The sequence below is a fragment of the Bradyrhizobium cytisi genome (assembly GCF_008123515.1).
Lineage (GTDB): Bacteria > Pseudomonadota > Alphaproteobacteria > Rhizobiales > Xanthobacteraceae > Bradyrhizobium > Bradyrhizobium cytisi.
Map to the genome: position 1 here is coordinate 116933 of NZ_VSSR01000029.1, position 12372 is coordinate 129304.

Annotated in this window: 11 protein-coding genes and 2 pseudogenes; 9 read left to right on the forward strand and 4 right to left on the reverse strand. The window is 61.8% G+C overall.

Going from position 1 to position 12372, the window contains the following annotated elements; all coding sequences use genetic code 11:
* Positions 1 to 2: 2 nt before the first annotated feature.
* The 7 genes from FXB38_RS18855 (at position 3) to FXB38_RS42815 (ending at position 6805) form a co-directional block, all read left to right on the forward strand.
* A complete protein-coding gene (locus FXB38_RS18855) occupies positions 3 to 584 on the forward strand; it encodes an amino acid synthesis family protein (protein WP_148752481.1) in 582 nt (193 codons plus the stop codon).
* A 226-nt stretch (positions 585 to 810) separates the two neighbouring features.
* The gene (locus FXB38_RS18860) at positions 811 to 1581 is read left to right on the forward strand and encodes a helix-turn-helix transcriptional regulator (RefSeq protein WP_187434981.1); all 771 of its coding nucleotides are present in this window, start codon (positions 811 to 813) and stop codon (positions 1579 to 1581) included.
* Positions 1582 to 1721: 140 nt separating this feature from the next.
* The gene (locus FXB38_RS18865; protein WP_148752483.1) at positions 1722 to 2666 is read left to right on the forward strand and encodes an ABC transporter substrate-binding protein; all 945 of its coding nucleotides are present in this window, start codon (positions 1722 to 1724) and stop codon (positions 2664 to 2666) included.
* Positions 2663 to 3466 (forward strand): ABC transporter ATP-binding protein, encoded by an 804-nt coding sequence (locus FXB38_RS18870; protein WP_148752484.1) that lies wholly within the window; start codon positions 2663 to 2665, stop codon positions 3464 to 3466. Before FXB38_RS18865 ends, FXB38_RS18870 begins: the two co-directional genes overlap by 4 nt.
* Positions 3447 to 4229 carry an ABC transporter permease gene (locus FXB38_RS18875; RefSeq protein WP_148752485.1) on the forward strand — a complete coding sequence of 261 codons (783 nt, stop codon included), beginning with the start codon at positions 3447 to 3449 and terminating at the stop codon, positions 4227 to 4229. Before FXB38_RS18870 ends, FXB38_RS18875 begins: the two co-directional genes overlap by 20 nt.
* Positions 4226 to 4987 (forward strand): ABC transporter permease, encoded by a 762-nt coding sequence (locus FXB38_RS18880; protein ID WP_148752486.1) that lies wholly within the window; start codon positions 4226 to 4228, stop codon positions 4985 to 4987. The genes FXB38_RS18875 and FXB38_RS18880 overlap by 4 nt, the downstream gene beginning before the upstream one ends.
* Before the next feature lie 33 nt (positions 4988 to 5020).
* Entirely contained in the window at positions 5021 to 6805 is a 1785-nt protein-coding gene (locus tag FXB38_RS42815; protein ID WP_187434982.1) for an SDR family NAD(P)-dependent oxidoreductase, read from the forward strand.
* A gap of 43 nt (positions 6806 to 6848) precedes the next feature.
* Here the strand turns inward: FXB38_RS42815 and FXB38_RS18890 are convergent, their stop codons facing one another.
* Positions 6849 to 7748, reverse strand: coding sequence for an MBL fold metallo-hydrolase (locus FXB38_RS18890; protein ID WP_187434983.1), 900 nt, complete (start codon positions 7746 to 7748; stop codon positions 6849 to 6851).
* Positions 7749 to 7796: 48 nt separating this feature from the next.
* Positions 7797 to 8429, reverse strand: coding sequence for a DsbA family protein (locus FXB38_RS18895; protein ID WP_148752488.1), 633 nt, complete (start codon positions 8427 to 8429; stop codon positions 7797 to 7799).
* Positions 8430 to 8542: 113 nt separating this feature from the next.
* On the opposite strand from FXB38_RS18895, the gene FXB38_RS18900 reads away from it, so the two are divergent.
* Positions 8543 to 9439, forward strand: a complete 897-nt coding sequence (locus FXB38_RS18900) for a LysR family transcriptional regulator (protein ID WP_148752619.1) — start codon at positions 8543 to 8545, stop codon at positions 9437 to 9439.
* Here the strand turns inward: FXB38_RS18900 and FXB38_RS44860 are convergent.
* Positions 9431 to 9529: pseudogene (locus tag FXB38_RS44860) on the reverse strand (GMC oxidoreductase); the annotation flags it as partial. The gene FXB38_RS18900 and the pseudogene FXB38_RS44860 sit on opposite strands and share 9 nt — an antisense overlap.
* Before the next feature lie 795 nt (positions 9530 to 10324).
* On the opposite strand from FXB38_RS44860, the gene FXB38_RS42820 reads away from it, so the two are divergent.
* The gene (locus FXB38_RS42820) at positions 10325 to 10552 is read left to right on the forward strand and encodes a hypothetical protein (RefSeq protein ID WP_187434984.1); all 228 of its coding nucleotides are present in this window, start codon (positions 10325 to 10327) and stop codon (positions 10550 to 10552) included.
* Between the two features lie 490 nt (positions 10553 to 11042).
* Here the strand turns inward: FXB38_RS42820 and FXB38_RS18910 are convergent.
* Positions 11043 to 11535 (reverse strand): annotated as a pseudogene (locus FXB38_RS18910) (IS91 family transposase); the annotation flags it as partial.
* Positions 11536 to 12372 lie beyond the last annotated feature (837 nt).

Consider the following 12372-nt stretch of genomic DNA (forward strand, 5'->3'; position numbering starts at 1 on the left):
GCATGTCCTCCTATGACATTCGCAAGACCGCGCTCAGCGTCGAGACGGTCTGGCACGAACGCGGCCCCCGGCTGGAAAAGCCGCTCCTGATCGGGACGGCCGTTGCGGTCGTCGCCAATCCCTTCGCGGGACGCTACGAGCCAAACCTGATGCCGTTTCAAGCTGCCCTGCGTGAGCTCGGGCGCGAGCTCGCAACGCGCCTGATCGCGCAGCTCGGGGGCGCTGCGCATATCGAAGCCTATGGCAAGGGCATCATCGTCGGCGAGGACGGCGAGCTCGAGCACGGCGCCGTCTGGCATGAAGCCGGCGGCCAGGGTATGCGCGAAGTGCTCGCTCAGCCCAAGGCGATCGTCCCGGCGGCGAAGACCATCGGCGGTCCCGGCACGCGCCTGATGGTCCCGCTCGGACATATCCATGCGTGCTATGTGCGCAGTCATTTCGGCACCGCGGAGATGACGCTCTGGGACGCGCCCAGACGTGACGAGATCGCCTTCGGCCTGGTGATGGCGACCGGCGGCAGACCGCATGCGCGGATCGGCGGGCTCGCCGTATCGGACATCTCTGTGCACGATGGGCAGCGCTAGGCAAACGAAAGAGACATTGACCGCAGCAGCAACCCGGCGCGCTTCCGTCGGCTTTGCTCAACGTCATCGACGGTCCTGGATCCCGTTTCATCGGATTTGGACGCAGGTATTCATGCTTTCCTCCTCATACTGTCGAGCTGCTGAACAGTTCTGGGGCGAGCGCGGACGACCTCCAGCTGGACAGTCGAACTCCCCTTGAATTATGCTCCCAAAGGGGAGGACGGCGATGAACATAAGCACAAAGAAGCAGCGTGTTCTGTCCCGCGTTATCGGGCTGCTTTCCGCGCAGCATGCAAGCAATCAGGAACTCAGAACCATCATTGGACCGTTGTTGCTCGACCTGCTCGATGCCGATTTCTATGCGTCCTACACCTGGAACTCACGCAAACAAGCGTTCGAGCTCGGGGTCTCCGTCAATCTGGACGACGCCTGCGTCCCGAATTACGAGCGCTATTTCCAGCACCGGCACAAGGCGGGACTGTCCCGCTGGTTACGCCAAGGCGTCAATCCCGTCAGCGCGCTGATTTCGCACCGCGACTTGATGCGAACGGAGATCTACAACGAGTTCTTGCGTCCCTTTGGACACTACTACGGCATCAACCTGTTTGCGTTCGATGGGCGTGAAAGCATCGGCGACGTCAGAATCTGGCGGAGAAACGGACGGCCCGATTTCGACGACAACGAAATCGAGCTGCTTAAGCTGATTGAGCCCGGATTTACGCAGGCGCTGAAGCGCACTGCGCTCTCATGCGCACCCAGGCTGCTGCCAGGCCTGCAGGCCAAATTGTCGCCGCGCGAGGCGGCCGTTGCCGGCCTGGCCGCGAAAGGCCTCGCCGACAAGGAAATCGCCCGACGCCTCGCCGTGACCTTTGCAACGGTCAGGGCTCATCTCGACAGCGCATTCGCCAAGCTCGGGGTTCGAAACCGCACCCAGCTTGCTTCTCTCCTGCACGCTGCCGACGTGACGCAAGGCACGCAGAGCCGCACCAAGCACTGAACGGATCGGACGCTCCGGCGCTTTGCAGCTCGCAGCCTGTTGACCTCCCTCAAGCCTGCACCTCCCCAATCTTGGGGAGATGGTCTCACTCGCGCGCGCTGTTATCCTCACCGAGCCATTTCGGATAAGCAGACGCCATCATGCGAAACGCCCTCTCAACTCTTCTCAGGACCGCGCTGGCGGCTCTCATCGTTCAGCTTGCGCTGATCAGCTTCGCCACAGCTCAAACCAAGATCACCATCGGGGTGCCGCCGGTACCCGAATTCGTGCTGCCGATGATCGCGGTCGAGCAGGGCTATTTCCGGGATCACGGCATCGACGCGACGATCAAGATCATTCCCGGCGGTCAGTCGATGCCCGCGGCTCTGCAGTCCGACTCGCTTCAGATCGCCGCGCTGAGTACGGCGTCCCTGATCCAGGTAACAGACAGCGGTCTCGATCTCGTCATTGTTTCGGGAGGCGCCATCGCGTCGGTCAACGACACCAACTACGGGATCGTCGCCGGTGCGAACTCGGGCATCGTGAAATCGGAAGACTTCGTCGGCAAGAAGATCGGAACGCCGGGTCTGGGCAGCTTCTTCCACATCATGGCACGCGAATGGTTTCGGCGGAGCGGCGTCGACTGGCAGAGGATCACCTTCGTCGAAAGCACCTTTCCGCAGCTCGCCGATCTCTTGAAGGCCCGTACGGTGGACGCCGTACTCTCGACAAACCCCTTTCTACAGCGAGCTGCCGCGCCGGGGATCGGCGGGAAGATCTTCTACATTGCCGCCAACCTCCCCGACCGCCTGCCCCCCTTCGTCTATGCCAGCAGCAGAGCCTGGGCTGACGCCCATCGCGAGGCAGCCGCCGGATTCAAGCTCGCCCTGGACAAGGCGATTGCCTTTGAGCAGAGCGACTTGCCGGCGACGCTCGAAATCTTCGGCAAATACGTGAAGATGCCGCCCGAGGTGCTGAAGACGCTGACAATAAACAAGCTGGACACAGATGTGACGCCGCAGCAGGTCCAGCTCTGGGTCGACATGATGGACAAGCAGGACATGCTGCGGAACTTCAAGTCACCCGAAAAGCTCTTCCCGAAATGAACAAAACCAGCTCCCGACTCGCGCCCGCCGCCGAGGCTTGCGCGCAGCCTGCCATTGCGTTCGACGGCGTCCGGCTCGATTTCGGCGGCAAGTGCGTCGTGGACGGCCTTTCATTCACGGTCGCTCCCGGTGAGTTCGCGTGCGTCGTCGGCCCTTCCGGCTGTGGCAAGACGACCTTGCTGCGGCTCGTGACGGGTTTGCTGTCGCCGACCCGGGGCGAAGTGCGTCGCCTCGGGGTAACCGTCGACGGCCCGTCGCGTGACGTAGCGATCGTGTTTCAGGATTATGGGCGGGCTTTACTGCCTTGGCGAACCGCAGCAGGCAACATTGCCCTCGCGCTGGAAGCAATGGGCGTGCCGCGCCTGGCGCGCGCCGAGCGCGTTGCCGCCCTGCTCGACAAGGTCGGTCTCGCGGGACATGGCGACAAGTATCCGGCGCAACTGTCCGGCGGCATGCAGCAACGTGTGCAGATCGCCCGCTGCCTGGCCCAGGGGCCGCGCGTTCTTCTCATGGACGAGCCGTTCGGTGCACTCGATGCACTCACCCGTCAGGCTCTACAGGACGAGATCGCGAGGCTTGTGAGGGACAGCGGAGCAACTGTCCTCTTCGTCACCCATGATCTCGATGAAGCCATCTATCTTGGCGATCGGGTGTTCGCACTGCAAGCCAATCCCGGCCGATTGGCGGAAGTGATCGATGTCGGATTGCCGCGGCCCCGCGACCAACTCCGGACCCGCGAGCATCCGGAATTCCTTCGGCTTCGCCACGTGCTGTTCGACCATGTCCAGAAGACACATTGATATCGTGCTGCGCGCCTTGCCAGCGTGGCTGGTCCCGCTCGCATTTCTCGGCATCATCGAACTCGCAATGCGCGCCTCAAGCATCGAGAGCGATGGGCTCGCACTACCGAGCCAGACCGCGGCCGCCCTGCTCGGCCTGATCACCGATGGCGAGATCTTCCTGCGAACGGCGGAGACGATCGGCGCAATCGCGGTCGGTGTTCCCATCGGGGGCACGCTCGGCTTGCTGCTTGGCGTGTGGCTGGGCCTTTCCCCCACAGCCGCACGCCTCGCCTCGCTGTCGATCGAATTGTTTCGTCCGATCCCACCGGTTGCAGTCATTCCCTTGATGATGCTGATCTACGGTCTCGGCATCAGAATGGAAGCCGCGATCATCGCCTTTGCATGCTTCTGGCCGATGCTGCTGCTGACTCGCGACGCCGTGCTCGGCGTCGAGCCGCGATTGATCGAAGTCGCCCGCATACTCGGCCTGCCGCGCCGCAAGCAGATCACAAAGATCGCGCTGCCAGCAGCGGTTCCGCGAATCTTCACGGCGCTGCGATTGACCCTCGGCATCGCTCTGATCGTCGCAGTCACGACCGAAATTGCGGCCAACCCGATCGGCATCGGCTACGCAATCATCTCCGCCGGGCTCAGTCTCCGTCCCGAGGTCATGTATGCCTTCCTGGTCTGGCTCGCAATCCTCGGATGGCTGCTCAATGAGAGCCTGATTGCCATGCACCGGCGCCTGTTCGGCGCGGCGTACGGGGACGCGGCGACATGAGCAACTGGTCCCTGCGGGCAGGCTCCGTCCTCGTCACCTTGTCGATCCTTCTGCTCTGGCAGTTGGTGACGACCACCGGGTTGGTTCAGCCGATTTTCCTGCCTTCGCCCTCCTCGACATTCGCCAACCTCTTGCGGGGCCTGACCCGTGGCGACCTGCTCGCGCTCACCATCTCGACCATGGAGCGCATGATCCATGGCTGGACGCTGGCATCGCTCGGCGGCATCCTGCTGGGTGCCCTGATCGGCCTGTCGCAGCGCGCGCGCTATTGGCTGACGCCAACGCTCGAGCTCCTGCGTCCACTGCCTGCATCGACGCTCCTACCCGTGGGCATTGCGCTGTTCGGACTACATCCGAACATGCTGCTGGGAATCATCGCCTTTGGCGCAATCTGGCCCGTGCTTCTGCCGACCATTCACGGCTTCAGCGCGATCGACCCACGGCTGCGCGAAGTTGCGAAGAATCTCGGCATCGGCCCACTGGCATTTGCGCTGAAGTTCGGACTGCCGAACGCGCTGCCGGACGTGACCGCGGGGATGCGGCTGTCGCTGACCGCCTGCCTGATCATCACGGTGGTCGGTGAAATGATCACGGCGCAGCAGGGGCTCGGCTCCACCATCATCATGGCGGCGCGCTCGTTCCGCAGCACCGACCTCTATGGCGGGATCGTCCTGCTCGGAGCGGTGGGTGCAGCCAACAACGCGCTACTTGGACTTGTCGAACGCGCGCTCACGCCGTGGCGTAGGGCTCGAGCCTGATCTTTATGAATCTCTCTTGGAAGGACTTCGCCGATGAATGAGATGGCTGGCTTCAATCGCGACACGACCGCAGACGAGGTACTCGCGGGCATCGATCTGTCCGGCAAGGTCTACCTCGTGACGGGCGCATCGTCCGGCCTGGGCCGGGAGACCGCTCGCGTGCTCGCGTCGCGCGGCGCAAAGGTCATCATGGCCGTCCGATCGCCCGACAAGGGCGAAGCAGCCGCCACAGCGATCAGGACGGTCGTACCGGGCGCTGCGCTGGACGTCCGCCTGGTCGATCTCGCCTCGCTTGCCAGCGTGCGCGCGTTCACGGCGACCCTTGCAGGTTCGTACGGCGGCCTCGACGGCATCGTGGCCAATGCCGGCGTGATGGCGATCGACCATGCCCTCACCGCGGACGGTTTCGAGATGCAGTTCGGGGCCAATCACCTCGGGCACTTCCTGCTCGTCAATCGGCTGGCGCCGCTTCTCGAGGCGCGCGCACCCTCGCGGCTCGTCGTGATGACATCGGGCGCCCACCGCTTGCACAATGTCGACCTTGAAGATCCGAACTTCCGTCATAAGCCGTATGATCGCTGGGACGCCTATGGCCAGTCGAAATCGGCCAATGCTCTGTTCGCATTGGCGTTCGACGCGCATCACCGCGACGCAGGCGTGCGCGCGTTCACGGTTGCCCCAGGAATCATCACCGATACCAACCTCCACCACCATCTGACCCAGGATGATTTCGCGCCGCTGCGCCGCCGTCAGCCGGAGGTCGCCAATCTTCCGCGAAAAACTCTGGCCGCCGGAGCTGCAACGATGCTCTGGGCGCTCGTTCATCCCGAGCTCGATGGCCTGGGCGGCCGCTTTCTCGAAGACTGCGGCTTCTCCGAGGTGAACCCGGATCCACGCCTGCCCAACGGGATCATGCCATGGGCCCTCGATCAGGCTCATGCCGAAGCGGTCTGGGGCTTGTCGGAGCGCCTCGTCGGCGAGTTCTTTGCAAGAACTGCAGATTCGGGCGTCAAGACGTCCGCGACGGCTCTTCCCTCGTCGGCTGCTGTTGCCAGCGGGCTGTCCGTGAACCGGCAGCCCAGCACGAACCGGCTGCAAGGCCGGACATTGGAAGTCGCACTCGAAGCAGACGGCAAGACAATCCTGGAATTTCTACCAGATGGCGTGCTGCGCTGGCGCGGCCTGCCTGGTCTCGCGCTGGATCAAAGCGGGTTCTGTCCGGTCGACGTGGTGGAGGCGGCTCCAGACGTGCTGCTCATCGTGGCGATGCTGCCGGCACAGGGCCGCGAGACCATGGCCATCGTGCTCGACCTCAGCACGCATCACGTGTTGTTCGTCGCATCGCAGCTTGCCGACGGTCGGCGCCCGTTCGAAAGAAAGACCAGAGTGACGCAAAGATTCACGAAGGGACAAATTCGCAGCTCTCGACCTTCGTTGCAATCCTCTGCCCCCGAGCCTACACGCGACCTCATCGGAACGCGGGCGATCTACCGCTACAGCGAGGACACTGTTTACGAGCACCTATATCTGAACACGCACTGGTACTCATATCAGTGCCTGAAGGGCGTACGCCGGGGCGATTGCGGCACGGACGAAGCGAGTTATTGGAAGATCCGGGATGACATCTATGTCGTCACCTGGCGGGAGATCCTGATCGATCTCGCCGCCACTTTCGTCTACGACATGAAGGCCCGTCGGAGCACCGGCTGCGCCTGGGGAACGCCGGGCGGATCGCCGGAGCCCCGACATATCCTGACGGGAGCCTTCTTTGAGAAGCTCAAGGACGCGGGCTATCCTGCCGACATCGAGCTCATTTGACCTGTGGCTGAGAGGCGGATCAGCCCGATCCGCCCTCCCTTTCTTAGCCCCACTTCATCTCGCCCTTGGCGACCTTGGAGCCGATATCGAGTGCCACGCCCATTCCGAGATTCGGGAAGCGGGCTTCCATAGCCGCCTTGAGCGCGGCACCGTCAGCTGCCTTGGCGAGCTCTTCATCGAACGCGAGCAGATATTTTTTGGTGTGCTCGACGGCGGAGAGATCGACGGCAACGCTCGGCGCCATGTGACCTGCCACGACGATAGACGGCCTGCGTGCGGCGATCTTGTCGAGGTTCGCGACCCAGGCCGCGCGCTGCTCCTTGGTCGGCGTATCGGCGGTCCAAACGTGAACACCGGAGAAGATCATCACACCGCCGAACACGGCGTTCAGGGAGGGAACGAAGAGATAGCGGCGGTTGGCAAGGCCGTCGGCATTGACGATTTCGATCGTCTCGCCGTCAACCGCGAAAGAGGTTTCATCGAAAGCTTCCGGCAGCACGATGTCTGCCAGGGTCTGCGGACCGTTCTCCTTCAACTGCGGGCCCCAGACGGCGAGCTTTTTCTCCACATTTCCCTTGATGGCCGCAAGCGTCGCGGATGCCGCCAGCACCTTGGCATTCGGAAAGGCTTCGCGCACGGGCTTCAGGCTGAAATAGTAGTCGGGATCAGATTGGCTGATGTAGATGGTCGTCAGCTTCTTGCCCGTCGCCTTGATCGCCTCGGCCAGCGCACGTCCGTCGGGATAAGAGAATCCGCCGTCGATCAGGACCGCCTCGGTGGGACCATCGAGCAGCACCGGAGCACGAAAAAACCCGTTGGGGCCGGCGGGAAAATGCTTCCAGCTCAGCTTGGACTCAGCGGAATACCCAACATCAGCGGGAGCAAATACGGCGGCGGCGCTGGCAGCAAGGATCGTTTTCACGATCTGTCTCCTTGAGAACATCGGTCTCTCCATCAAACTTCGTCAGTGGGATAAGTCGGTCTTGAGCCTTCAAGCCGCGCGCAACTGGGCAGCCAGCAGATCGAAGCGCCCGAACAACAAGCTGCTGCTCAGCAACCGGCGTCCGGCACCTTCGCCGGCCACCAGCGCCGGCACACCATCGACGGCAAATCGCGCCATCTCGGAACGGGCAGCTTCGACCCGTCCCCGGTAAGCCGCGAGGATGGCATCGTCTGGCGCCCGAACGCGGCCAGCCGCATCGGTGAATTGCGCTTCGTCGAGCACGTCGGCGACGACCTGAAGACTGGAATTGTCCCGGCCGTCGACATAGCGAGCGCGCTGCAGCAGTTTTAGCGCCTCCAATTCGCGAGCGGGCTCCGCGAGGCCGACTGCGACCAGGCCAAGGGTTGCGGGGGCCGAGTCGAACATGCCGCCGATATTGCTGAGGATCTGGTTGCGATAAGGCTCAGTGAAAGCTTGGCCCGTGAGTCGCGCAATGCGCCGATCGTTCTGCCAGGCATAGGCCGCAAAATGCTGGTCCATTGGTCGGGCGGCCTCACCTGCGAACATGCCGGTCGGTGCGAGCTCCAGCCTCGTGTCGGCCAGCCGCGCAAGCTGGTCCAAAACCGGTCCAGCGCCGTAGCACCAGCCGCACAGAGGGTCGAAGAGATAGGTGATCCGCATGATTTCAAGCCGCTGCGATTCCATGTGCCGCAGAATTAGCCGACGCCAATTGATTGATAAACGCTACATAATGATACATATTGTTAGCTGCTGGCTTACAATCACTGAGTCCAATGGAAACGATCAACCTCAATCGCCTGGCCTATTTCGCGGCAGTGGTTGACGCGGGCTCCTTTACCCGCGCGGCCGAGCGGCTCGGCATCACCAAGACGGTCGTCAGCCAGCAGGTCGCGCGGCTCGAGGCCGAACTGAAGACGGCGCTCCTGCTGCGGACGACCAGAAGAGTGGGGCCGACCGAGGCCGGACGCCTGCTGCACGCCCGCTGCGTCATGATCCTGCGCGAGGCCGAGTATGCCATAGACGAGCTTGCCCAGACGAACGCCGAGCCCATGGGGGTACTGCGGATCGCAGCGCCGAACGACTACGGTGCATCGACCATTGCGCCGGTCGCGGCCGAATTTGCGCGGAAGTACCCGGCATGCGGCGTCGATCTGGTTCTCTCGGATACCAGGACGGACCTCATCGCCAACCAGATCGATCTGTCGATTCGCGTCGGCTGGCTGAATGACTCAAGTCTTCAAGCCCGACGGCTCGGGACGTTCCGCCAGTTATTGGTAGCCCCGCCGGAGATCGCCGTGGCGGTTCGCGTGGACAAGCCCGATGACCTTGCGGCTTTGCCGTTCATCGCCAATGGGGCGCTCAGTGAGCCGCTGGTCTGGCGCTTCACGAGAAACGATATCGAAGTCTGCACAGTTCGCATGCGACAAGCGATCGCGATCAACACGACGCCAGCAGTGCTTGCGGCGGCACTTGCCGGCGGAGGCCTGTCCGTGCTGCCCGACTTCCTTGTTTCGGAGCATCTGAAAGCCGGACGGCTTGTCCATGTCCTGCCGTCCTGGGCCCTGCCATCAGGCGGTATTCATGTCGTCTATCCCGCCGCCCGCTTTCGCGCGCCCAAGGTCACGGCATTCGTTGCGATGCTGTCGCGGGTCGCAAGACGCTCATCTTAGTTCTTTTATCATCATCGTCGGAGCGTTGGTGTTGCCGGAAACGAGACGCGGCATGATCGACGCGTCGGCGATCCGGAGGCCTTCGACCCCTCAGATCCTCCGAGACGACCGACATCGGATCATCGGCCGCCCCCATGCAGTCCTCGAGGCCGCCAGTTCATTCATTGATGCAACAAGGTCGATCAAGCAGCATCCTTGATGGATCCCGCGCCCAACCTGCGTGACAGAAACCTTCGGATTTTCTCAACCATCATGAACTTGTGAAGAAATCTTTTGTTTGAACTACTCTGCTTAACGCGGCGGCCACCAAACGACCGCCGCTTGTCTGAGCTGCTTTTGGACTCGATACGGCACTTGGCACTGAATGTGTGCTGGCGACCTTGCTTCACCGAGCTACACCATCATCGTGGACACGACAGGTTGTCCGATTTGTGCGCCGTAATGAGCTATTCTACGATGAGCGCATCACAGATCTGTCGGCGTGGCCTCCCTGCGGTATATGTTGCGGATGAAAGCCACGCAGATAGGCCAGTATGGTCGCTGTAATGCACCACACCGTTTAGTTCGATTCTGGAACGAGCATCAGAAGCTCCATTTCCAGACCCGCCCAAAAATTCGACGGGAATAGAGCTGTTACATAACGAACTTAGCAGCTTTAAGTGCTGGCTGGGGCGGAAGGGATCGAACCTCCGAATGGCGGAATCAAAACCTGCTTGATTATTCAATGATTCCACGGCGCATTTGGAAAAAAGGCTCAGAATGTCCTCCAGATAATTCAATAGCTTGGCAGCTGTTTCCAAATGAAAGCAGTCCTCCTCGCTATCCTGGCGATTGCGCTCAATGTTCCCCGCGCCTTGACTAAACCAAAAGAGAGCCACCGCTTTCGTGGCCGACGTTTTCGTTCCTGAACATCAGGCCGGACAAAATATCACGATCTACACAGCAGTCAGTTTTAGGGATATGGGACCGATTCCACGTGGAAAGCGCTTCCCGGTCGCCAAGGCTTCTGCGTGGAAGAGCCCAACCAGCTTACGCGCGGCAGCCTCCGGACTGGCAAATGGGCGTTCGGTGACGAGTTTCTTCGCTGGAAGCAAACCTGAAGCCCATGCTTAATGCCGTAACTCGCCCGGCAATCTCATGCCAATTCGGCGATGTTCACAAATCCCGCCGAGCGACGCTCTGGAGCAGACCAGGCGTACCCGACGCGCGACCACGGCTGATCCTGGGGAAGCGCGTTGTCGAGCCGATGCTCGCCTTCCGCGGTTTGATTCAGCTGCGACCCGTTTCTGCTTCTGTGAAGGTTTTCGGATGCCGGCCCCCTGACGGTGGGGCCGCGCACACGGGGCCGACGTCCGCAAACCTCCAAGGGAGGAAACCGCGGGATGGGCACGAGGGTAGCGCGGCGTGAACTATGGGGATTTGAGTGCCGCGGATGATGTGGGTGATTGGAATTGAGCCGGTTCAGTGAGTTGGCCGAGGGCGGAGCGGCTAACGCATGAGCGGCGGGTCGCGCTGAACGTTGTGAGTTGGCGGCCGATTTGCTACACCGGCTGGATATCTGAGCGCGCTCTGCCGTGGCCGATCGAGAGGCAGCGATCGCGACGATGATGATCATGCGACCGCCGCAGCATGGGCAGCTCGGCTTGGTTTGATCGGCGGGGGCAGCAGTGGTGGGTTGGCCTTCAGAATTTGCAGCGGCGAGCAGCTCACGCGCGCGAGCGATGTTATCTGTGCGGGTGCCACTGGCGAGCAGGCTGTAGTGACGGATGCGGTGGAGCCCTGCGGCAGGACGTGGATGAGGAAGCGGCGGATGAACTCGCCGGTAGCAAGTGTCATGACCTTCTGACGATCACGACCATCGGCACGATAGTCCTTACTCGGAAGGTGACGCGGCTGCGGTCGCAGGCGATCAGCCGGCTGTTGGCGATGGCAACGCGGTAGGTATAGCGCGACAGATAGACCAGCACAGCCTGTGGCCCGCCGAACGGGCGCTTGGCATAGACCACCCATTCGGCGCGGCGTAGCGGAGCCAGATAGGCCGCGAACGTCTGCGGATCGGCGAGACCGGCATGATTGCCATCTGCGGATAAATGTCCGTCAGCCGCCAAGATCGACTGATCTTTACAACGCCGGCTTGTATCGCAATATCGGACATCAGCGCCGACGTTGAAGGCGACGGCCAAGGGCTAATTGCGACCATTGGGACTAGCGCATCGTATTGCTTCGGTGGTTGAAAGGGCGCAACGCCGCGAAGGATACGCGGTTCTGGAACGATTCCGCCTGTGCCACCTTAAATCACGTGTTGCATGGAGTTCGTTCGTGGCGCTTCTCCGCTATCTCCGCGATGTAGGGAAGGAGATCATCCGTTCCGCCGGTCTTCGTGAAGGGCTGTCGCTCACCTCTTCCCGCCACCGGCGGGTTCACTGAGGGAGCCGACAGCGATCTCACGGATGCTGAATTGCGAGCGGCCGGACGGCACCGGTCCTCGCGACAGCTCCCGACATACGCGATGCGCACGCGCAAACAGCATATTTCGGGCACGAAGAAGCGTCGCGAGGAGCGAACAAAGTCAGCGGGGCCGCTGACCGCGTGTCAGAATGGCTTCTGGGGATCGTTCGGCCGGAAGCGTGCGTTCATCGCACGACCATTGTGCTTCGTTCATTAGCCAACAGATGCACCAGCATTTGACGAATGCTGGCTCTGCGACGGCAAGGAACCATCGTCTCGGAAGCGAGTTCGGAGGTGATGAACGCGCAAATCAACATTTTTGAGAAGGCAATCGAGCGGATCAAGAAGGCGTGCGATCTGGTGGGTCTTGGTTGCCGGAACTGGAGACTTACCTGGAAGGCCTCGTCGCGGACGGCGAGACCAGCGAGGACCGGCTAACCGTCGACGGCCTGACTTTTCTCAAGAGCAACACAAGATAGCCCGTC